This is a genomic window from Streptomyces sp. NPDC007875, assembly GCF_042868035.1.
GTDB lineage: Bacteria > Actinomycetota > Actinomycetes > Streptomycetales > Streptomycetaceae > Streptomyces > Streptomyces antimycoticus.
The window spans coordinates 118,507-140,444 of the sequence record NZ_JBIADZ010000008.1; the positions used below are offsets into that span (position 1 = coordinate 118,507).

At 72.5% G+C, this 21,938-nt stretch carries 17 protein-coding genes and 1 pseudogene; 9 read left to right on the top strand and 9 right to left on the bottom strand.

Features of this window, described 5'->3' with window-relative positions:
• Window positions 1–175: 175 nt before the first annotated feature.
• The 3 genes from ACFYOY_RS18475 to ACFYOY_RS18485 are packed head-to-tail and all read left to right on the top strand — an operon-like array spanning window position 176 to window position 4,540.
• A complete protein-coding gene (locus ACFYOY_RS18475) occupies window positions 176–2,503 on the top strand; it encodes an MMPL family transporter (protein ID WP_351886140.1) in 2,328 nt (775 codons plus the stop codon).
• Window positions 2,504–2,510: 7 nt separating this feature from the next.
• Complete coding sequence (locus ACFYOY_RS18480; protein WP_351886137.1) at window positions 2,511–3,851, top strand: sensor histidine kinase; 1,341 nt, start codon at window positions 2,511–2,513, stop codon at window positions 3,849–3,851.
• Window positions 3,848–4,540 carry a response regulator transcription factor gene (locus ACFYOY_RS18485; RefSeq protein WP_351886134.1) on the top strand — a complete coding sequence of 231 codons (693 nt, stop codon included), beginning with the start codon at window positions 3,848–3,850 and terminating at the stop codon, window positions 4,538–4,540. Before ACFYOY_RS18480 ends, ACFYOY_RS18485 begins: the two co-directional genes overlap by 4 nt.
• A 7-nt stretch (window positions 4,541–4,547) precedes the next feature.
• On the opposite strand, the gene ACFYOY_RS18490 is transcribed toward ACFYOY_RS18485, so the two are convergent.
• From ACFYOY_RS18490 to ACFYOY_RS18500, 3 genes and pseudogenes are all read right to left on the bottom strand, one after another.
• Window positions 4,548–5,771: an FAD-dependent monooxygenase gene (locus ACFYOY_RS18490; protein WP_351886131.1), complete on the bottom strand. Its 1,224-nt coding sequence runs from the start codon at window positions 5,769–5,771 to the stop codon at window positions 4,548–4,550.
• Window positions 5,768–7,192, bottom strand: coding sequence for an MFS transporter (locus ACFYOY_RS18495; protein WP_351886377.1), 1,425 nt, complete (start codon window positions 7,190–7,192; stop codon window positions 5,768–5,770). The genes ACFYOY_RS18490 and ACFYOY_RS18495 overlap by 4 nt, the downstream gene beginning before the upstream one ends.
• Before the next feature lie 215 nt (window positions 7,193–7,407).
• A pseudogene (locus ACFYOY_RS18500) lies at window positions 7,408–7,610 on the bottom strand (MFS transporter); the annotation flags it as partial.
• A gap of 56 nt (window positions 7,611–7,666) precedes the next feature.
• On the opposite strand from ACFYOY_RS18500, the gene ACFYOY_RS18505 reads away from it, so the two are divergent.
• The gene (locus tag ACFYOY_RS18505) at window positions 7,667–8,413 is read left to right on the top strand and encodes an SAM-dependent methyltransferase (protein WP_388588072.1); all 747 of its coding nucleotides are present in this window, start codon (window positions 7,667–7,669) and stop codon (window positions 8,411–8,413) included.
• A gap of 19 nt (window positions 8,414–8,432) precedes the next feature.
• Here ACFYOY_RS18505 and ACFYOY_RS18510 read toward each other — a convergent pair whose 3' ends face one another.
• Window positions 8,433–8,771: a helix-turn-helix transcriptional regulator gene (locus tag ACFYOY_RS18510; protein WP_351886125.1), complete on the bottom strand. Its 339-nt coding sequence runs from the start codon at window positions 8,769–8,771 to the stop codon at window positions 8,433–8,435.
• Window positions 8,772–8,824: 53 nt separating this feature from the next.
• Between ACFYOY_RS18510 and ACFYOY_RS18515 the strand changes: the two genes are divergently transcribed.
• The 4 genes from ACFYOY_RS18515 (at window position 8,825) to ddaH (ending at window position 11,855) form a co-directional block, all read left to right on the top strand.
• Window positions 8,825–9,931 carry a methyltransferase domain-containing protein gene (locus ACFYOY_RS18515; protein WP_388588075.1) on the top strand — a complete coding sequence of 369 codons (1,107 nt, stop codon included), beginning with the start codon at window positions 8,825–8,827 and terminating at the stop codon, window positions 9,929–9,931.
• Window positions 9,932–9,993: 62 nt separating this feature from the next.
• Window positions 9,994–10,584: a TetR/AcrR family transcriptional regulator gene (locus ACFYOY_RS18520; RefSeq protein ID WP_388588078.1), complete on the top strand. Its 591-nt coding sequence runs from the start codon at window positions 9,994–9,996 to the stop codon at window positions 10,582–10,584.
• A 76-nt stretch (window positions 10,585–10,660) separates the two neighbouring features.
• Entirely contained in the window at window positions 10,661–11,065 is a 405-nt protein-coding gene (locus ACFYOY_RS18525) for a GntR family transcriptional regulator (RefSeq protein ID WP_351886116.1), read from the top strand.
• A 13-nt stretch (window positions 11,066–11,078) separates the two neighbouring features.
• Entirely contained in the window at window positions 11,079–11,855 is a 777-nt protein-coding gene (gene ddaH / locus ACFYOY_RS18530; RefSeq protein ID WP_388588081.1) for a dimethylargininase, read from the top strand.
• 84 nt (window positions 11,856–11,939) lie between these two features.
• On the opposite strand, the gene ACFYOY_RS18535 is transcribed toward ddaH, so the two are convergent.
• Window positions 11,940–13,052: a DUF5925 domain-containing protein gene (locus ACFYOY_RS18535; RefSeq protein WP_388588360.1), complete on the bottom strand. Its 1,113-nt coding sequence runs from the start codon at window positions 13,050–13,052 to the stop codon at window positions 11,940–11,942.
• Window positions 13,053–13,299: 247 nt separating this feature from the next.
• Between ACFYOY_RS18535 and ACFYOY_RS18540 the strand changes: the two genes are divergently transcribed.
• Entirely contained in the window at window positions 13,300–14,613 is a 1,314-nt protein-coding gene (locus tag ACFYOY_RS18540; RefSeq protein WP_351886111.1) for a xylan 1,4-beta-xylosidase, read from the top strand.
• A 71-nt stretch (window positions 14,614–14,684) separates the two neighbouring features.
• Here the strand turns inward: ACFYOY_RS18540 and ACFYOY_RS18545 are convergent, their stop codons facing one another.
• The 4 genes from ACFYOY_RS18545 to ACFYOY_RS18560 all read right to left on the bottom strand — a co-directional run bounded on the left by ACFYOY_RS18545 (window position 14,685) and on the right by ACFYOY_RS18560 (window position 21,653).
• On the bottom strand, window positions 14,685–18,713 hold the full coding sequence (locus ACFYOY_RS18545; protein ID WP_388588084.1) for a lipopolysaccharide biosynthesis protein: 4,029 nt from the start codon (window positions 18,711–18,713) through the stop codon (window positions 14,685–14,687).
• A 5-nt stretch (window positions 18,714–18,718) separates the two neighbouring features.
• The gene (locus ACFYOY_RS18550; RefSeq protein WP_351886368.1) at window positions 18,719–19,492 is read right to left on the bottom strand and encodes a polysaccharide deacetylase family protein; all 774 of its coding nucleotides are present in this window, start codon (window positions 19,490–19,492) and stop codon (window positions 18,719–18,721) included.
• A 128-nt stretch (window positions 19,493–19,620) separates the two neighbouring features.
• The gene (locus ACFYOY_RS18555; RefSeq protein WP_388588087.1) at window positions 19,621–20,844 is read right to left on the bottom strand and encodes a glycosyltransferase family 2 protein; all 1,224 of its coding nucleotides are present in this window, start codon (window positions 20,842–20,844) and stop codon (window positions 19,621–19,623) included.
• Window positions 20,841–21,653 (bottom strand): glycosyltransferase family 2 protein, encoded by an 813-nt coding sequence (locus ACFYOY_RS18560; protein WP_351886108.1) that lies wholly within the window; start codon window positions 21,651–21,653, stop codon window positions 20,841–20,843. Before ACFYOY_RS18560 ends, ACFYOY_RS18555 begins: the two co-directional genes overlap by 4 nt.
• Window positions 21,654–21,938: the final 285 nt, after the last annotated feature.

The window sequence follows — 21,938 nt, forward strand, 5'->3', positions numbered from 1 at the left end:
GGCCCCGTCCCCGCCTGTGGTGCGTACGCACCAGGACACGTGCGTGGCTGGTCCGGGAGCACCAGGCGAAGACGGCGGCGGGAGACGATGCCCGGCGGGGCGCCGGAGGGAAGTGTGGGAGGCGCGTGAATCCCGCGCATTCCCCTTGCCCGACAGCGTCTGGAGTGATCTACAGGTGGCGACATTTCTTTACCGGATCGGACGGTGGGCCTTCCGGCGGCGCCGGCTCGTGGGTGGTCTGTGGCTGGGCGCCCTGGTGCTGGCCCTGACCGCCGCCGCCATGGCACCGGCCGGAGAGGAAGAGGACCTCTCCATGCCCGGCACCGAATCGCAGAAGGCGTTCGACCTGCTGGACGAGCGCTTCCCCGAGAGCAACTCCCAGGGCGCCGAGGCCCGTTTGGTGTTCCAGGCCCCGGACGGGCAGCGGGTGACGGCCAGGGAGAACAAGGCGGCCGTCCAGGACACGCTCGGCTCGCTGGACGGGGACGATCAGGTCGCGTCGACCACCGACCCCTATGAGAGCGGCGCGGTCAGCGAGGACGGCACCATCGCCTACTCCACGATCACCTACACCGAGGGCGCCGTCGACCTGACCGAGTCGACGAAGAGCGCCCTCGAGAACGCCGCGAACCAGGCCCGGGACGCGGGGCTGACCGTGGAGGTCGGCGGCTCGGCCCTGGATTCGGAAGAGGAACCGGGCGGTACGACGGAGCTCATCGGCGTGGCGGTGGCGGCCGTAGTACTGGTCCTCGCCCTCGGGTCGCTGGTCGCGGCCGGACTGTCGCTGCTGACCGCCCTGCTGGGCGTGGCCATCGCCTTCGGACTGGTCTCCGCGCTGGCCGTGCCGCTGGGCCTGACGTCCACCGTCGCCATCCTGGCGCTGATGCTGGGGCTGGCGGTTGGCATCGACTACGCCCTCTTCATCACCTCCCGCTTCCGTGACGAATGCGCCCAGGGCAGCGAGCCGGAGGAGGCTGCCGGACGGGCGGTGGGCACGGCCGGATCCGCCGTCGTCTTCGCCGGCGCCACCGTCTTCATCGCCCTGGTCGGGCTGGGGGTCGTCGGCATCCCCGAACTCACCAAGATGGGCATGGGCGGCGCGGGCGCCGTGGCCCTGGCCGTGCTCGTCGCACTGACCCTGGTCCCCGCGCTGTTCGGCCTCTTCGGCTATGGGGCATCCCCTGCTCGAGCGAAGCCGAGCGCTTGGGGAAGGAGCCTGCCCCGCGCCCACCGCAAGGCCGCGGGAGCGCCCCGGAGGGACGCGGGGAATCGCGCGACCGGCCACGACGCACCCGCGGGCGACCGGCAACCCATCGCGGCAAACCCGGCGAAGCGCATGGGCACCCGCTGGGCGCGGTTCGTGCTGCGCCGGCCGGTGGCCGTGCTGCTGATCGCCGGACTCGGCCTCGGCGCCGTCGCCGTACCGGCGCTGAGCCTCGAACTCGGGCTGCCCGGAGACGAGTCCAAGTCGGTGGAGACCACCCAGCGCCGCGCCTACGACCTGCTGTCCGAAGGCTTCGGCCCCGGCTTCAACGGCCCGTTGACCGTGGTCGTGGACGCCTCGAAGTCCGCGGACTCCCGGGCCGCCACGAACCAGGTCGTCACGACCCTGCGGGGAGTGGACGGGGTCGCGTCGGTCGGTGATCCGGCGCTCAGCCGGACCAAGGACACGGCCATCCTCACCGCCGTCCCGCGGACCGCGCCGAACAGCGGCGAGACCAAGGACCTGGTGCACGCGATCCGGGGCGCGGTCTCCGGCGTCGAGGCCGACACGGGCGCCGCGATCCTGGTGACCGGCACCACCGCGATGAACATCGACATCTCCGAAGCCATGTCCGACGCCCTCATCCCCTATCTCACCGTGGTCATCGGCCTGGCGGTGCTCCTGCTGCTGGTGGTCTTCCGCTCGGTCCTGGTCCCGGTCAAGGCCGCGCTCGGCTTCCTGCTGTCGGTGGGTGCCGCCTTCGGTGTCCTCGTCGCCGTCTTCCAGTGGGGCTGGGCGGCGGATCTGCTCGGCATCGAGCAGACCGGACCGGTCATGTCGCTGATGCCGATTCTCATCATCGGCATCGTCTTCGGCCTCGCCATGGACTACGAGGTCTTCCTCCTCACCCGGATGCGGGAGGCCCACGTCCATGGGGCGTCCCCCGGCGAGGCGATCGTGAGCGGCTTCCGGCACAGCGGACGGGTGGTGGCCGCGGCGGCGATCATCATGATCAGCGTGTTCGCCGGATTCGTCGGGATGAGCAGCCCGACCATCCAGACGATGGGCGTCGGCCTGGCCGCCGCCGTCCTCTTCGACGCCTTCGTGGTCCGGATGGCGATCGTGCCCGCGGTCCTGGCGCTGCTCGGCCACCGGGCCTGGTGGCTGCCCCGTATCCTCGACCGTGTGCTGCCGAATGTGGATATCGAGGGTGAGGCACTGACCAGGCATGTCCCGGCCGCCGCGACCGTGCCGGACGCGGCGGCCGCGCCGCTCCCCGCCGGCCGGTCCCGGGACTGAGCCGGCCATGACGACCACGGGTGGCGGTGGCCCGCGATCACGCGACATGTGGTGGCGGGAGGCAGCGATCACCGCGACGGCGTTCGCGCTCTGTCTGTTCGGCGGCGCGCTGAAGGAGGACGGCAGCACGCTGTCACTGCCGCCCGCCGCCGCCTACCTCATCGCCGTGGCGTCCTGCGCCGTGCTGCCGGTGCGGCACCGGGCGCCCCTGGCCGCCATGGCGGTCACCACCGCGAGCGGTGTGCTGGTGCCGTTCTCGGGCCTCCTGCTGAGCCCGCTCATCGTGGCCCCCGCCGTGATCACCGCCTACTCGCTCACCGCGCGCACCGAACGGCACGCGACGAGCGCGGTGTCGCTCACCTCCGTGGCGCTGCTGGTCGCCTCCACCCCCTTGTTCGGGGCCCTCTCGTGGAAGGACGCGAGCAGGGTCGGGGCGGTGGCGGCGTTCCCGCTGGTGGCCGCCGTACTCGGGCACGCGGTGCACAACCGGCGGGCCTATCTGGCGGCCGTGGAGGAGCGGGCCCAGCGGGCCGAGAAGACCCGGGAGAGCGAGGCGCGCCGGAGAGTGGCCGAGGAACGGGTGCGCATCGCCCGGGAACTGCACGACCTCGTGGCCCATCAGATCACCCTGGCCAACGCCCAAGCCTCGGTCGCCGCCCACCTCTTCGACGCCCGCCCGGAGCAGACCCGCAAGAGCCTGACGGAGCTGGTCGAGACCACCAGCCACGCACTCGACGAACTGCGGGCCACGGTCGGTCTGTTGCGTCAGTCCGGGGACGCGCCCACGCCCGGCGATCCGGCGCCCGGGCTGTCCCGGCTTCCCACGCTCCTCGAGTCCTTCCGCCGCGCGGGTCTGGAGGTGTCGGTACACCACGAGGGCACGGCCAGGCCGCTGTCGCCGGGAGTGGACCTCACCGCCTACCGCATCGTCCAGGAGGCCCTGACCAACGTGACCAAGCACGCCGGTAGCGGTAGCGCCCGGGTGGGCCTCGCCTGGAACCGCGATCGCGTGACCATCACCGTCGCCGACGACGGAAGGGGCGGCCGTACGGGACCGCATGCGGCCACGGGACGGAGTGCGCCCACGATGCCGGAGCGTCCGCCCGGTTACGGTCTGATCGGGATGCGGGAACGCGCCACCGCGGTCGGGGGACACCTCTCCGCGGGCAAGCGCCCGGAGGGCGGCTTCCTCGTCTCCACCGAGCTGCCCCTCCCGCCCGCCAAGGACACGCCGCGGATGACGGACGGAGCGACCACCATCGAGGGGCGGATGGCCGACGACGCGACAGAGGACGGACGGACGGACGACGTACGGACGGGCGACGGAGAGGCCGGGGATGCGCCGTGACGCTCCGGGTGCTGCTCGCCGACGATCAGGCCCTGCTGCGCGGTGCCTTCCGGCTGCTCCTCGACTCCGCCGACGACATCACCGTGGTCGGCGAGGCCGCCGACGGCAGGGAGGCGGTGAGACTCACCCGGCAGCTGCGCCCGGACGTGGTGCTCATGGACATCCGCATGCCCGAGGTGGACGGTCTCGCCGCCACGTTGGAGATCTGCGCGGACCCGGAGCTGCGTGCCAGCCGCATCCTGATCCTCACCACCTACGAGACCGACGAGTATGTCGCTCAGGCGCTGCGCGCGGGGGCCGGCGGCTTCATCGGCAAGGGCATCGGGGCCGAGGACCTGCTGGACGCCGTGCGGACGATCGCCGACGGCGACACGCTGCTGTCCCCCGCCGCGACCCGCTCCTTGGTCGCCCGTTTCCTGGCCACACCGGCCGACGCCCCGCCGCGCCACGCCGAGCAGCTCGCCGTGCTCACCCCGCGCGAACGCGAGATGGTGGCTCTGGTCGCGACCGGTCTGTCCAACCAGGAGATCGCGGAGCAGATGTTCCTCAGCCCCTTCACCGTCCGCGCCCATGTGCAGCGCGCCATGACGAAGCTTGAGGCCCGCGACCGGGCGCAACTCGTCGTCATCGCCTACCGGACGGGCCTGGCCCACGCCGCCCCCGACGGCGGGACCGACCCCCTGTCGTAGTCCGAGCTCACGGCACCGGGGCGAACGCGGGCAGCGTAAGGGCCGAGTGGGCCGGTCGGGCCGGCGCGGAGGGCAGGGTGACGAGGCCGCGCAGCCTGGTGTTGCGCTGCTCCAGCGCCTGCGCGGTGGTGGGGAAGAGCGTGGCCGCGCCGTTGTCGACCAGTGCCTGATTCATGGCGACGAACTCGCGAACGCCGTCCTCGTAGGCGGCGAAGGCCGCGGTGTGATCCCGGTGCGTGGCCAGGGCGTTGGCGAGCATGTAGGCACCGACCAGCGCGAGGCTCGAGCCTTGTCCGGTCAGGAACGAGGGTGCGTACGCGGCGTCGCCGACGAGCGCGACACGGCCGCTGGACCAGTGGGGCATGCGGATCTGACCGGCCGTGTCGAAGAACAGGTCATCCGCGTTGCGCAGGGCGCCCACCATGCCGGGGACCTCCCAACCCGCGCCCGCGAAGACCGTGGCCACCAGGTCCCGCTGGGCGTCGGGGTTCCGGAGGGCATCGAGCGGCGGCTCCGGCTGGTGAAAGTTCAGGAAGGCGTGCACCTCGTCGTTGTCCCCGACCGCGTAGAGGGCCGCGGCCTTCCCCGGGGTGTTCCACATCATGACCTCGCGGGAGAGCCCGAAGGTGTTCGGCATGGTGAAGATGGCGAAGCAGTAGCCGAGATAGCGGTGGAACTGTTCCTCGGGGCCGAACAGGGACTCCCGGGTGTGTGAATGCATCCCGTCGGCGCCGACCACCAGGTCGAACGTGCGCCCTCGCCCACTGCGGAACGTCACGTCGACCCCTTGTCCGGACTGGTCGAGGGTGTCGATGGAGTCGCCGAACAGGAATTCCACGTCGTCGCGGACTTTTCCGTACAGGCTCGCCGCCAGATCCCCACGACGCACCTCGAGGTCCTGTCCCTCGACACCGCCGGCAACGGCGTTCGGGCTGAGGGAGGCCACTTCACCGCCATCGGCGTCGAGGAACGTGCAGCGGCGCGAGTCGATGTGCGCGTCCCGCAGTCGCGGCAGTATCCCCATCCGCCGGACCACCTCTATCGCGGTACCGCGGATGTCGATCGGGTAACCACCGGCGCGCAGCGCGCCTGCCTTCTCCACCACGGTGACCGCGCATCCGGACCGGTGCAGCCAGTACGCCAGCGCGGGTCCGGAGATGCTGGCCCCGGAGATCAGAACGGTGCGTTTCGCGGTGGTACGCACGTCCATCGACAGACCAGTAGATGTCATGCCTGAACTCCATTCTTCATGCTACGGATCTTCGTGATACGGATCTTCGTGATACGGACAATGAGCAGTGACAACGCGGCGACGAGACCGGCGATGACGAAACCTGCGACGAAGGCCGATTCGGTCGGCAGGCCCGTCTTCGGGTCGGCCCCGGAGTCGAGGATCGCGCCGCCGACCTGGGCGCCCAGGGCGACGCCGATCACGCGTGTCACCACGAGCAGGCTGGTGGCGATGCCGGTGTCCCCGGTCTCGACGGCGGCGGCGGCGCGGGTGAGCAACGCCGTGCCGGCGACGCCCGCGGCCATCGCGGTCAGCGCCTTCGCGAGGACGAGCTGCCATGCCGCGGTGTGCAGCGACGCCAGGGCGATCGTCGTGGCCGCCGTGACGACGGCACCCCCGACGAGCACGGCACCCAGACCGAAACGCCGCGCCACGACCCCGCCGACCGAATCGCTGACCGCCCCGGCGATGGCGCCCGGCAGCAGGAACAGTCCGATGTCGGTGGTGCTGAGTCCAAAGCCGTACCCGTCGGCCGATATCGCGAACAGCTGCGGGAGCAGAAAGGCCACCATCCCGAAGCTGGTCGTGATGACGAAGGTGAGCACACACGAATGCCACATCGCGGGCTTTGCCAGCATGCGGAGATCGACCATCGGCGAGGCCGTCCGGCGCTCGACGACGACCCATGCGGTCGCGAGGGCGGCCACGAGGAGGGTGAGGGCACCGACCGCGAGGGGCGGCAGACCGGCGCCCGTCACCCTCACGAGCCCGATCATGAACGCGAGCAAGGTGCCGCTCAGCAGAACCACGCCCGGCCAGTCGATCGTGTCGTCCGAGCGGGTCGGCGGATCATGCGGCATCAGCCGCATCAGGACCGACGTCGTCACGATGATCGCGACCGTCGGCAGCGCGAACATCCAATGCCAGGACAGTTCTTCCGAGAGCGGCCCGGCAATCAGCGTCCCCACCATGCCACCGCCCGTGAACAGCGCCATGACCACCCCGATCGCCACCTGTGACGCTCGTGCGGGGAGGTGCTTGCGCACCAGGATGAAGGAGAGGGGCAGCGCACCCACCATGACGCCCTGCAATATCTGACCGAGCAACAGCACCGGCAGGTTCGGCGCCAGGCTCGCCAACAGACCACCGGCCGAGACCACGGCCATCAGCCAGACCAGCACCCGCTTTCCGCCGTAGCGGTCGCCGAGTTTGCCCGCGACGGGGGTGATGACCGCGCCGGTGATGAGCAAGGTGTTGCCGATCAATGCCCCTTCGGCAGGACTGACCCCCAGCTCACGCTGCAGTTGCGGGAGCGCGGGCTCCACCACTGACTGCAGGGTGCCGAGGGCGAGTGCCAAGATGCCGAGGGCACCGATCGACAGCCGCCCGATGCGGACCGGGGAAGCTACAGCTAGGGACATGGACGTCCTTCCAGACACCGTCGGGCAAGGGGAATGCGCGAGATTCACGCGCCTTCAACCCTTCCTTCCGGCGCCCCGCCGGGCATCGTCCCCGGCCGCCGTCTTCCCTGGTGCACCCGGACCAGCCACGCACCAGTCCTGGTGCCTACGCACCACAGGCCGACTCGGGCCGGGGCGGTCACCTCTCACCCAACAGGGCTGCGCCGGGCCGGAGCTCAGGAGGGGCGGGTCGCGCGGATCAACCACCCAGTGGTGACCAGGCACACCGCCGAGACCGCGCCCAGCAGCGGTACGGGCGCGGATCCCCAGCAGCTCGATCGCGCTGCCGAGGGCCGGTCCCGCGGCCACCCCGCCGACCATCGACGCGGCGATCACCAGCGCCCCGGCGCGCCGGGGCGCGCGGCGCCGCCCGGTGCAGCCGTTCGCCCTGAGAAAGCAGCTGCGGTGGAGGGCGGACCTTGGCACGCTGAGCGGATGGACCGTCAACGGAGATCCCACCTCGCGCACGCCGACCACCCGATCGCCGCCCCGCTCGCCGACGAATCGGTGGCCCGACTGCTCGACCGGGCGGTGGCGGACGAGGCCGACCGCGCCCTCGACCTCGGCTGTGGAGGCGGCGCCTGGCTGCGGCGGCTTCTGGTCCGCTATCCGTGGATGCGTGCCGAGGGGGTGGACATCCACACCGCGGCCCTGGAGCAGGCACGCGAGAGCGCGGAGGAAGCCGGCGTCGCGGACCGGCTGGTCCTCCACGAGATGGACGCCTCGGTCTTCGCCTCGGCGCACCGCTTCGACGTGGTGCTGAGCGTCGGCGCCGCGCACGCCTTCGGCGGGCTGCTGCCCACTCTCGCGGCGGCGCGTGAACTCCTCGCCCCGGGCGGCCATCTCCTCGTGGGCGACGGCTTCTGGGAGCGCGAACCCGACGCAGCCGCCCTCTCGGCCCTGGGCGCCACCTGGGACGACTATGCCGATCTCGCCACCACCGTGGACCGTGTCACCGCCGAGGGCTGGACACCCGTCTACGGCCACGTCAGCACGGCGGGGGAGTGGGACGACTACGAGTGGTCCTGGACCGGCTCGCTGTCCCGCTGGGCCCTGGACCACCGCGACGAACCCGACGCCCTGGACACGTACAAGGCCGCCGCCGAACACCGCACGGGCTGGCTGCACGGCTACCGCGGCACCCTCGGCTTCGTCACCCTCGTCCTGCGGCGGAGCCCCTGAGTGCCACGGTGACGCCGGCCTAGGCGGCTTCGCGGGCGGTGAGTGTCACGTGTGCGTCGGCCTCGTCGATGGCGATGTTCAGCGACGCGTTCAGCCCCTTGGCCAGCTTCGCGAGAAGGGGCAGCGTGGGCACGGTGTCGGACCCCTCGATCCGGGAGATCTTGGCCTGGGTCAGCCCGGACCGGGCGGCCAGTTCGGTCTGGGACAGGCCCAGCTCCGTGCGGCGGTGGTAGACGACTTTGGCCAGCGCCATGGACAGGCGGTGCTCCTGGCGCTCCTGCTCGATCTCGGTGGACTCCTGGTACCCCTCCGCGGGCTTACGTTCGCCCGCCCGCTTCCAGCGGCTGCGCTCCGTCACCGGTCTCCTTCTTCGCGCGGGACGTTGTCAGTGGTGGGTGCGACCATCGCGGCATGTGCGCCGACACCTCGACCACCGCTTACTGGGACGCCGCCGCCGCGGACTTCGACAACGAGCCGGATCATGGGCTGCGCGACCCGGCCGTGCGGGAGGCGTGGGCCGCCCGGCTGCGGGGGTGGCTGCCCGAGCGGGCGGGGGACGTGCTGGACCTGGGCTGTGGCACGGGGAGTCTCACGCTGCTCGCGGCCGAGCGGGGGCACCGGGTGACGGGGGTCGATCGCTCGCCCCGGATGGTTGAGCTGGCGCGGGCGAAGCTGGCCGGGACGGGGGCCACTGTGCTCGTCGGGGACGCGGCGGAGCCGCCCGTGGGCGAGGGGAGCTTCGATGTCGTCCTGGTCCGGCATCTGCTGTGGATGCTGCCGGACCGGCAGGCGGTGCTGCGCCGTTGGGTCCGGCTGCTGCGGCCGGGTGGGCGGCTGGTGCTGATCGAGGGGCGGTGGGGCGAGTCCGACCCCGTCGGGCTGCCCGCCGCCGAGCTGTCCGCGCTGGCCGGGCCGCTGACGGAGCGGCTGTCGGTCGAGCAGCTCGCGCCGGACGCGGCGCTGTGGGGCCGGGCCGTGCACGACGAGCGGTATGCCCTGGTGGCCGACCTCGCACCGGCCCGGCGCCATACCGAGATCGTGGACGTCCATCTGATCCTGCGCCGCGGGGATGAGGTTCTGCTCGCCCGCCGTGCCAACACCGGCTATGCGGATGGGCTGCTCCACGCCCCGTCCGGGCATGTCGAGGAGGGTGAGGACGTCCGCACCGCGATGCTCCGCGAGACGGCCGAGGAGATCGGCCTCACCCTGGGTCCGGACGAGGTGCGGGCGGTCCTCGTGCTGCAGCACAAGGCGCCCACGGGGGCGGCCCGTACGGGGTGGTTCTTCGAGGTGGAGGCAGGACAGGAGGGCGGGCGGGAGCCCGTCAACCGGGAGCCGGGGAAGTGCTCCGAGCTCGGCTGGTTCCCGCTGGACGCGCTGCCGGACGACATGGTGGCGTACTGCCGCGCCGGCCTCGAGGCGTACCGCGCGGGCCACCGCTTCGCCCTCCACTGGCATGAGCCGGACGACCCGATCGCGTATGCCCCGCAGGGCCCCGACCGTCTGACCCCGCTCTGACGATCGGAGGTTACGGGACGCTGTCCCGTTTAGTTAGACTCGGCGGTGAAGGGAAGGGCGCGGTGAACAACAACGATCGAGACGCGGGACGCGCGGCCCGGCCCAAGCGGGCGGACGCGCGGCGCAACGAGAAGGCCCTGCTCGAAGCGGCCGCCGCGGCCTTCGTCACCTCGGGCGTCGAGGCGCCGATACGCGATATCGCGGCCAAGGCCGGGGTCGGCACGGCCACGATCTACCGCCACTTCCCGACGCGGGCGGATCTCATCGTCGCCGTCTACCGGCACCAGGTCGAGGCCCTCGCCGAGGCCAGTCCGGCCCTGCAGGCGACCAGCGAGACTCCGCACGCCGCCCTGGGGCGCTGGATCGATCTCTTTGTCGACTTCCTGGTCACCAAGCACGGGCTCGCGGCCGTGCTGCAGTCCGACGACCCCTGCTTCGACCCCCTGCACTCCTACTTCCTCGACCGGCTCCTGCCCGTATGCACCCAGCTCCTCGACGCCGCGGCCGCCGCGGGCGAGATCCGCACCGGCCAGGACGCCTACGAGCTCATGCGCGGCGTCGGCAGCCTCTGCGCGGGCGCCGGCGCCGACCCCCGCTACGACACACGGCACCTGGTCGAGCTGCTCATCGCGGGATTGCGCCGACCGCACTGACCATCGGCCGGGCAGCGCCCGCCCTGGCACACAATGGGGGCCACAAACCACTCCACCCACGCCCCAGGAGCCCCACGTGGCCTTGCAGATCACCGTCGACCAGGACGCGGCGACCGCCCCCTTCGAGCAGATCCGCGCGCAGATCGCCGAGCTGGCCCGTTCCGGCGCGCTTCCCGTGGGCTACAAACTGCCCACCGTGCGCGGCTTCGCCGAGGAGCTGGGGCTGGCGGCGAACACCGTCGCCAAGGCGTACCGGGCCCTGGAGGCGGACGGTGTGATCGAGACCCGCGGCCGCCACGGGACCTTCATCGCGGCGGCGGGTGACGCGGCCCGGCGCCAGGCCGCCGAGGCCGCCCAGACCTATGTCCAGCGGGCACGCCGCCTAGGTCTGGACCGTGCGGCCGCCCTCGCCGCCGTCGAGGACGCCCTGCGGGCCGCCTACGGAGACCCCGCCGGAAGCCCTACCGCTCACTCCGCCTGACATGCTGTCCCCCATGACCAGCCGCAAAGCCCTCGTCCGACGCCCCAGCCCCCGCCTCGCCGACGGGCTCGTCACCCATATCGACCGCACGCCGGTCGACGCCGCGCTGGCGCTGCGGCAGTGGGAGGTCTATGTCGTGGCGCTGCGCGCGCACGGCTGGGAGACGGTGGAGCTGCCGCCGCTGGACGACTGCCCGGACGGGGTGTTCGTCGAGGACACCATGGTCGTCCACCGGAACGTCGCGGTGATCGCCCGCCCCGGAGCGGAGTCCCGCAGGCCCGAGACCGTGACGACGGAGGAGGCCGTGACCGGGCTCGGCTGCTCGCTGAACCGGATCCGCGAGCCGGGCACGCTGGAGGGCGGCGACGTCCTGAAGATCGGCGACACCGTATACGTGGGACGCGGCGGACGCACCAACGGCGACGGCATCCGCCAGCTGCGCGCCGCGCTGGAGCCGCTGGGGGCGCGGGTGGTGGCCGTACCGATCAGCAAGGTGCTCCACCTCAAGTCGGCGGTCACCGCGCTGCCGGACGGCACCGTCATCGGCTATCCGACGCTGGTCGACGACCCGGACGCGTTCGACCGCTTCCTCCCCGTCCCCGAGGAGTCCGGCGCCCATGTGGTGCTGCTCGGCGGCGGCAAGCTGCTGATGGCGGGGAGCGCGCCGCGCAGCGCGGAGCTGTTCGCCGATCTCGGCTATGAGCCGGTGCCGGTGGACATCAGCGAGTTCGAGAAGATGGAGGGCTGTGTGACCTGCCTGTCGGTCCGGCTCCGGGAGCTGTACGCCTGAGCCGGACCCCGGGGACCCGGGGTCCGGCGGGCATCTCACGGGCCCCGGCGGCCGTCCTGCAGGCGGCGGCCCCCGGGGGCCGGTTCACAGATACAGCCCCGCGTTCGCGTCCCCCGGCTGCGACGGCACGGCGGGCGGCCGGGTGCCGCGCCGCAGCGCGTACAGCGCCGCGAGCGTCGCCCCGTCCCGCCCGATCACACCTTCCCGGTCGTCGACCTCCCCGCCGAGCCAGCTCACCGCCTCCGTCCGCGTCAGTCTGCCGACCTCGATCCGGGCCAGACACCGGCCGGGGCGGACCACCGCCGGATGCAGCCGCTCCAGGTCCTCGTTGGTGGTCACCCCGACCAGCACATTGCGCCCCTGGCCGAGCAGACCGTCCGTCAGGTTCAGCAGCCGGGACAGCGCCTGGCCCGCGGTGTGCTTGGCCTCGCCGCGGATCAGCTCGTCGCAGTCCTCCAGGAGCAGCAGCCGCCAGCGCCCCTTGGCCGTGCCGTCGTCCTCGCCGATCGCGATGTCCATCAGATAGCCGACGTCGGTGAAGAGCCGCTCCGGGTCCAGGACGCAGTCCACCTGGCACCACTCCCGCCAGGACCGGGCCAGGGTGCGCAGTGCCGAGGTCTTGCCGGTGCCGGGCGGGCCGTGCAGCAGCAGGAGGCGGCCGGCGATGTCGTCCGGGGTGACCTTCATCAGCCCGTCCATGGCCTCCGCGACCGGTGCCGTGTAGTTGCCGCGGATCTCCTCCCAGGTCCCGGCCGAGATCTGCCGCGAGGTGCGATGCGGCCCACGGCGCGGCGAGACGTACCAGAAGCCCATCGACACGTTCTCCGGCTGGGGTTCCGGCTCGTCCTCCGCGCCGTCGACGGCCTGGTGGAGCACCTTCTCGGCAAGGGCGTCGTCGACGGCGGTCACGGTCACATCGGCCCCCCGGTTCCACCGGGAGATCAGCAGGGTCCAGCCGTCGCCCTCGGCGAGCGTCGCGCTGCGGTCGTCGTCGCAGGCCGCGCGCAGCACGGTCGCGGACGGCGGCAGCAGCGTCGCGCCCGACCGCACCCGGTCGACGGAGTGACTGCGGGCATACGGTTGCTCGCCGGTCGCGAAGCGCCCCAGGAAGAGCGCGTCGACGACATCGGACGGCGAATCGCTGTCGTCGACGTTGAGCCGGATGGGAAGGGACTCTTCGGCGGGTGTCGTAGGCAGGGTCTGCCTCCTGAGAACGGGGGGCCGGTGCGTCGGTCAGCGCACCCGGCCCCATGATCCAGGACCGGGGGCGAGGGCGCACCAAGGTTTGCGGCCGTTTACCGAGCTGTTCCACGGAACCCCACTGGAATGGGGGCGTTCACGGATACTCTTACCCGTTGTGGGGCGTCAGGGAAGGGAACGGGGCGGGTTGGCCAGGTTATGGCAAAAGAGGCGCCGGCGGACCGGCGCGCTGCTCGGCGTCGGCATGGCCACGCTGGCACTGCTGGCGACCACCTGCTCCGGCGGGCCCGGCGCGGGCGAGGGGCGGCCCGGATCGGAGTCGGCGCGCGGGAAGGCCGGCTCCAGGGGCCTGGGCTGGGGATTCACCCATACCCAGTACAGCGCCGACCGGGGCACGGAGAGCGGCCGTAAGGCCGCGAGCGCGCTGCTGTCGCGCCACCCGATGCCGCAGAACCAGCACATCATGGGCTGGGGCGCGGGCAACCCCGAGCCCTCACCTGGCCGGTACGACTTCGCGGACCTCGACCGCCGCGTCGCCCTGATGCGCAAGACCGGCACCGCGCCCGTGCTCACCCTGTGCTGTGCGCCCGACTGGATGAAGGGCGGCGAGCCGGGCCGTACGGACTGGTCGCAGGAATCCCTGGAGACCGCGCCCACCCCCGAGCACTACAAGGACTTCGCCGCGCTCGCGGGAAAGATCGCCCGGCGCTATCCGCAGGTGCGCCACTTCATCGTGTGGAACGAGTTCAAGGGCTTCTACGACGACGGCAAGAAGCGCTGGAACTACGAGGGCTACACCCGGCTCTACAACCTGGTCTACCGGGAGCTGAAGAAGCAGAACCCCGACAACCAGGTCGGCGGCCCGTATGTGGTCGCCGACAGCGACGCCCCGGGCGAGGCCGACGGCTCCGCCGCGGTGAGCGGCCCCTGGGGCACCCTCGACCAGCGGTCCGCCGCCGCGATCACGTACTGGGACAAGCACAAGGCGGGCGCGGACTTCGTCGTCGTCGACGGCTCCAGCTACACCCGCGAGGGCGACCGGCTCATCCCGGACGCCTTCGGGGCCACGCGGAAGTTCCGGGACGTCACCCGCTGGCTGCGCCGGACCACCGGGCTGCCGGTGTGGTGGGCCGAGTGGTACGTCGAACCGGCCGACGGGCGCGACGACCGCGCGGGCTGGAGCGAGGGCCGCCGCACCGCGGTCCAGGCCACCGCGATGATCCGGCTGGCGCAGGGCGGCACCGCCACGGCCTTCTACTGGAACCCGGAGACCACGGGCAAGCGGTGCCCCGGCTGTCTGTGGCGCCCCACCGAGCTGGACGACGGCGGCCGTGAGCTGCCCATGATGAAGCTGCTCGGCCGGTTCGCCCGGGAGTTCCCGCCCGGCACCGCCTTCCGCTCCGTGGACATCGCCGCCGACGACCGGCCCAACGTCCAGGTGCTCGCCGACGATGACGCGGTGCTGGTCGTCAACACCCTCGACCGGCCGATCAAGGCGAAGGTCGACGGCCGGTCGTTCGGGATGGACGGATACGAGGTGCGCTGGCTCAAGCGGTGAGCTCGTGCCGTGACGAGGGCGTGGTCACCGTGCCGCACGGTGACCACGCCCTCGTCACGCCATCGAGGTCGCTACGCCATCGTCACAAAGCGCTGCACCAGCGCGGCCACCACCACGACCAGCAGCGGCAGCGCGAACCAGAACGAGCCCTGCAGCCAGTGCAGCCGCCGTACGCTCGGCCGCACCGCCACCCGCACCACCTCGCGCGCCACCAGCAGCAGCATCAGCGCCACCGCCGCCAGCGCCCCCACCACCGACCAGGGCGTCCAGGTGACCAGCGGACCGGCCGGCCCCGGCGAGGGCTCCGCGACCACCCCGCTCGGCTGCCGCTTCAGCTCGTACAGCGCCGCGTCGTTGTTGCCGAACACCCGGCGCAGCTCGGCGCGCTGGTCCAGGGAGCGCCGCAGCCGCTCCTGCCAGTGCTCGTCATAGCCGGAGTCGAGGGTGAGATACACGGACTGGCCGCGGCCCACCATCAGATAGGAGTGCGGACCGGCCTCGCGCAGCGCCGTGACCAGGCTGCCGACCAGCACCGGATCGCGCGGGGCCAGGGTGGGCTCGTAGAGGACCCGCTCCATGTCGCGGGCGCCCCAGGGCATCGCGGGGGTGACGTTGTTGATGGGGTCATTGCTCATCCACAGCACCCGTACGCTCGGCTGGTCATGGGCGTAGACGTACTCCATCGCCGCCACCTCGCCCGGCCGCACCCTCTCGAACGTCTCGTTGCCCCAGCGCGCCACCAGGAACCCGGACATCAGGGTCAGCCCGGCCAGCAGCGCGGCCACCGGACCCAGCCTCGCGCGGTCCGCGCCCACCCGGGGGAAGACCGCCAGCGCGCCGAGCACACAGGCGCCCGGCAGCGCGAACATGAAGACGCGCAGCGCCATCTCACCGCCGTAGCTCTGCATGCCGAAGCCCAGGAACGGCACGAAGGTCAGCACCAGCAGCGACCGCTCGGTGAATCCGGCGGCGCGCCGCCGCAGCACCCCCCAGCAGGCGAGCGCCAGCACCCCGCCCGCCAGCGCCACCCGGACGTAGAGCACCAACTGGTGCACGCTGCTGCCGCCCTCGATCCGGCCCGAGACGGACGAGGACACATTGCCGCCGACCCCGCCGACCCCGCCGAACAGCTCGTCCCAGTGGCCCGACCAGTACGGCTCCGCCAGGAACCCCACCCATACGGCCACCATCACCCCGCACAGCAGCGGCAGCCCGTACAGATTCGACCGGCGCAGCAGCACCAGCGCGCTCACCACGCCGAGCATCACGAACGGGGTCAGCTGATGGGCCGCCACGGACGCCGCGAAGAGCGCGATCAGCAGGCCCAGCAGCGCCGTGCGCTGGGCGGGCGTGGCCGCCGTCACCTCCGCCTCACCAGGCCGCCGCTTACCGGGCAGCACCCGGGGCTCGCGGAACCACACCAGAAGGACGGCGACGAAGACGAGGTAGAGGAGGTAGGTGAACCCCTGCGGCGAGAAGTAGTCCTGGCCCACCCAGCCGCAGAGCGCGAACAGCCACACCGCGGTCCACTTCGCCCGCCAGCTCGCCCGCAGGGCGCGCAAGAGCACCATCAGCGGTGCGAGACAGAGCAGCTGGAGGAGCGTCGGCCACCAGCGCAGCACCTCGGAGAGGTCGTGCACCCCGGCGGCCTGGGCCAGGAACGCCGCCCCCGCGAAGAAACCCGGCCAGCTCCAGCGCGCGTCGAGATCGGGCACGGCGTGACCGGTCCGGCCGATGTAGTCCAGGAACCCCAGATGCTGCCACGCGGTCGGGAACCGCGGCTGCGCCTCCAGCACGGCGGGCACGGCGTGCAGCGAGACGAGGGTCGCGAGGAGCACGACGGTCAGCAGGGCGCGCCGGGGACGCGCGAGCCGGAGCGCACCGGCGAAGGCGGCGATCAGCAGCGCGGCGCCGAGGAGAGTGGCCCGGGGGAGGACCGAGACGAGCCCGAGCCCGCCCATACGGTCGAGATCGCCGTCCCCCATGCGCAGAAGCGGCACCCAGTAGAGGGCAACCCCGCCAGCCGCGACCCCCCACAGGGCCGCTGCGCCCTTCCGGCCGGTCCGCGGCCCGGTGGGCGCTGCCGAGCCCGCTCGGCCCGCCCCCTTTGAGGGCACGCCCCCCGAGTGGACCCCACCCGCCTCGCTCCGTGCCTGCGACGCGTTGGCCGCGCCCCGGTCGGGCGGCCCGCCGTGCGGCGAGGCAACGACCGGCCACCGCCGCGCGACCTCGGGGCGCTCGGCCGGGTCGAGTTCCGCACCGGGTCGCCCGCGCTTCGTGTCAGCCGCCCCCAGAGGCCCGGGCTTCAGCACCGGCCACCGGTCCTTGGGAGCGGCCGTACCAGCGGCCGTACCGGCGCCCGCACCAGCGGCCGTACCGGCGACCCGGATACGCGGCCCGCCGTCGTCCGGGCCGTCCCCGCCCGAGTGGGTGTCACCCGGCGTCGGGCGGGTGGCCCCGGCGTCGGGCGTTTCGGTGGTCCGTGCCGGGGGTGGTGTCTCCGGGGCCGACGTCCCGTAGCGCTTGTCCCAGCGGCGTTTCTGGGGGTCGTCACGGGGCGGGTCCGTGGCGGGGAAGTGCATGCGGACGCCGAGCGCCAGCGTGTCCGTGTCGAGGGCGGCGCGCAGCGCCCAGCGGGTGCCGTAGTGGCCGGCGTACTCGCGGCGGCGGTCGCCGTAGACCGCGAGGTCCGCGAGATCGCCGTCGGGTGCGGTGCGGTGCTCCGGCAGCGGCAGCGGCGGCGAGGACGCGGAGGCGGAGGCGGACGGCGGCTCCGGGGCGGCGGCCCCATCGTGTCCCTTGAGCACCCGGCGCAGCCGCACCGCCGCGATGGACGCGATCACCGACAGGCTGGAGATCTCCGCGACCCCCGCCCCCGTCAGCCCCATCCGTGGCAGCAGCAGCAAGGTCAGCCCCAGCACCAGTACGCACAACAGCCCCTGCAACACCGCCAGCCCCGACGTGCGGCTCTGCGCCCGCAGCACCGCGAAGTACACCTCGATGACCACCCGCAGCGCCGCGCCCACCGCGAACCAGCGCAGCAGCGGTGCGGCCGCCTCCGCGTAGCCGTCTCCGAAGACCCCGAGGATCTGGGGGGCGAAGACGAAGAGGAAGAGACAGACCGGGATCATGATGCGGGCCATCCGCCGCAGCGCCGCCCGGCAGTTCTCGGCGAGCCGGGCCGGATCGTGGGAGCCCTCGACGGTCAGTGAGGAGCCCATGTTGATGGCCAGCAGATTCGTGGTGCCGCCGATGGTGGTCGTGATGTAGAAGTACGCGTTGTCGGCCGCGCTGACCTGCGAGGCGACGATCACCGGCACCGCGTAGACCACCACGAGCGAGAACAGCGACCCGGTGTAGTCCCCGGCGAGGAAGCGGCCCATCTCCCGATGGCCCGCGGGCCGCGCCCTCCCCTCCGTCGCCGTGATGTGCCGGGGCACGAGGCGGCGGAACACCAGCCAGCCCAGCGGCAGTACGGACACCGCGATCGAGGCCACCCAGGACACGAACACCCCGGCGGTCGGGATCGCCGCGGCGAACGCGATGAGCAGCACCAGCTTGGCCGCCGAGAACACCGTATTGCCCACCGGCACCCAGAACGCGCTGCGCAGCCCGGTCAGCACCCCGTCCTGCAGGGTCAGCAGCGACCAGCCCACGACCGCGACGATGAAGCCGAGGCCGTGGAGCGGGCCGTGCAGAAAGCGGTACGACGGCCCCCAGGTATTGAGCGTGAGCAGGAAGACCACCGCGGCCAGCGCCACGACCACCGAACTGGCCGCGTAGGTACTGAACACCAGCCGGCCCGTCGTCCGCCCGGCGACCGGGATGAAACGGGCCAGCGCGCCCGTCAGGGTGACCGCGGTGAGCCCCGCCAGGAGCTTCATCGCGGCGATGGCCGCCGAGCCCTGGCCGACCGCGTCCTCCGCGTAGTAGCGGGCGGCGGCCAGCCAGAAGCCGAGGCCGAGGACCGCGGAGATGCCCGTGTTGAGCATCAGCGCGTAGGCGTTGCGGAACAGCAAGCCGCGCTCGCCGCTCCGGCCGTCGGACGGCCGCTCGGCGGCGGCCGTCCGCTCCTCTGCCCGGGTGGTCGTGTCGGACAACGGGCTCACGTCACCTTCCGTAGGACCTGCCGTGAGAACTGACGGGATCTGCGCACCACGGCATATCCCTTGGTGAGGGCCCGGTCCCCGGCGAAGCCGCGGCCGATCGCCCGCCCGGACACCAGGCGCTCGAACTCCTCGATCCGGGTGGTGCGCCGCACCGTGACCCGGCGCAGTGCGTACGGGCCCTGGCCGCGCGCCGCCAATGCGTTGCCCACCGCGAGGGACACCCCGAACCCGGCCGAGCGCACCACCCGGCGCACCCGGCGGCTGGAATAGCCGTAGGGATAGGCGAACGACACGGGCGGACGGCCGAGTTCGGCCGTGAGCAGATCCCGGCAGTGGGCCACCTCGAACCACAGCCGGGCGTCGGAGAGCTGGTCCAGCTGGGGGTGGGTGTGGCTGTGCGCGCCGATCTCCACCCCCGCGCCGGCCAGCTCGCGCACCTGGCCCCAGTCGAGCATCAGGTCCAGGGCGCCGGCCGCCTGGTGCGGGCCGCGCAGCCAGCCCGTGGCCGCGAAGAGCGTGGCCTCGAAGCCGTGGTGGGCGAGGACGGGGAGGGCGTGGCGGTGCACACCCTCGTAGCCGTCGTCGAAGGTGACCACCACGGGCCTGGGCGGCAGCCCGGGGCCGCCGCGCCAGGCGTCGGCCAGCCGTGCGCAGCTGACCGGAGTGAAGCCGCGCTCGCCGAGCAGAGCGATCTGCTCGGCGAACGCGCCCGGCGTGACGGACAGCCCACGGGTGGCCCGCGCGGGGGCGTTGGCCACGGCGTGATACATCAGGATCGGCACGGAGCCGCGGTTTGCGCTCGGCGCCGGGCAGGGGTTTGCGTGCGGCACGGATCCGGGGTTTGCGTTCGGCGTCGGGCCGGAGTGGTCGCTCGGCACGGGGCCGGGGGTCGCACCGCTCATGCCGCCCCCTCCCGTCTCGCCTCGCGGCCCGGTCCGGCCTCTTGGCCCAGTCCCGCCTCGCGGCCCCCTCCCGTCCCGCCGTCTTGCCCCGCCCCGCGGTCCCGCCGCGCCTCCTGCTCCGCCTCGCGGCCCCGTTCCGCCGAACGGCCCTCGTCCGGCCGGCCGCCCGGCGGGGGCGGTCGTTCCGGGAGGGTGGCGATGCTGAAGCGGGGGCCGCCGCCGCGGCGGGCGCGGGCGGTGCCCACCGCATAGCCGCCCGCCGCCGCCGCGACACCCGCCACGATCGCGCCCGCCCGCCCGGCGCCGCCCGCCCGGCCGAGCAGCGCGTCCCGCAGCCCGCGGGCGATGCCCGCGGGCAGCACCCGGGTGGTGTAGCGGCGCTCGGTCGAAAGGCCCGCCTGGGCGCCGACGCTGCGCGTCACCAGGGCCTTGGAGAGGCCCTCGGCGTACGCCCGCGACCGGAAGTAGGCGAAACGCTCCCGGGCGGCGGGCACCTTGTGGTGGATCACCGCGCGGTCGTCGATCAGCAGCAGCGCGTCCGGCCGGGCGCGGGCCAGCCGGATGCACAGCTCGGTCTCCTCACAGCCCAGCGGCCGCTTGTCGCCGTCCCGGCCGATACCGCTCGCGAAGCCCCCGGCGGCGTCGAACGCCTCTCTGCGGAACGAGGCGTTCCCACCCAGGACATTGCGCACCCGCACCCGCCCCGGCGGCAGCCCCCGGTAGGTGCAGCCCACCACCCAGTCGAACTCCTCGGGGAACCAAACCGGACGGCGGCGCGAGGCCCACACCGGGACGGTGCGCCCGCCGACCGCCATGACCCGCGGATCGGTGTACGCGGCGGCGAAGTGGTGCAGCCAGTCCCGTTCGGCGACCGCGTCGTCGTCGAGGAAGGCGATCACCTCGCCGTGCGAGGCCGCGATCCCGGTGTTGCGGCCGGAGGACAGGCCGCGGGGGCCCGCGTTGGCGAGCACCCGCACCCCCTGACCCGTAGCAGCCGTCGTCTCGGGATCCGCGCCCGCCCCGCCGTCCCCGTAGTGGTCCGTCAGCCGCCGCAGCAGGCCGGCATTGTGGTCCACCACCAGGAGCGTCTCGTGGGCGGGCAGCGACTGGGCCCGTACCGAGTCCACCGCGGCGAGGATGTCGCCCCAGCGGTCCTCGGTGTAGACGCAGATCACCACGGAGATCCGCACCAGCGGCCCCGGAGCCGGGCGGACCGTCAAGACGCCTCCCCCCGGACCGCCGCGGGCACCACCGCGGGGCGGCGCGGCCGCCGGGCGCCACGCTCGCGCAGGATCACCTTCAGCACCCGCAGCCCGTCGCGGACGGCCCGCAGATTGCTGGCGCCGTGGATGCGCTCGTACTCATGGCTGGGGATCTCCTGGACCCGCAGCCCGGCCTTGACCACCCGGATGTTCATCAGCGTCTCCACCTCGAACCCGGCGCAGTCCAGCGCGATCTCGTCGAGGCAGTGGCGCCAGAAGGCGTTGTAGCCGTAGCAGAGATCGGTGTAGCGGGCGCCGAACTTGCGGTTGACGATCGAGGTGAGCGCGCGATTGCCGAGCCTGCGGATCGTCGTCATGTCGTCCGTGCCGCCGCCGTTGGCGAAGCGCGAACCCTTGGCGAAGTCGGCGCCCGAGACCAGCGCCGACACATAGCTGACGATCTCCGATCCATCGGCGGATCCATCGGCGTCGATCATCACCACGATGTCGCCGGTGCAGGCGGCGAATCCGGCGCTGAGCGCGTCCCCCTTGCCCTTGCCGGACTGCGACACGACTTTCACCTCGGGCCACAGGTCCCGGGCCACCCGGACCGTGTCGTCGGTGGAATTGCCGTCGACCAGGACCACTTCATGGATCCAGTCGGGAAGGGTTTTGAAAACGTACGGAAGATTCTCGGCCTCGTTCATCGCCGGAATCACGACGCTCACCGGTGGCGCAATCGCGAGATGAGAGGACACCGGGCGGTACGGATGTGTACCGGCCGCCGGATCGATTTCCGGCGCGGCCGGGCGCACAAAGGAGCTCATGAGTCTGTTTTCCCTCTCGTCCGGTGGACCGTCCGCCCCACGGACAGCCCCTTGGTGTATCCGGTTCGAAAGGGGGGTTCTCACCCGCGCATGACGGCATGGACTGCCGGCCGAGGCAAGGCAAGCTGGCTGGTGTTACTGGCCTCGCGGCCCGCGTGCACGGCGCATCCCAAAAGGATCAGGACAGCCGGACGCGGCACCCCCCTACCGCGTTTCCCGCTCCGAGAACCATCGCGACGCTATGAAGCCCCTCCCCTGGAGCCGCCTGTGATGATGATCCCGACA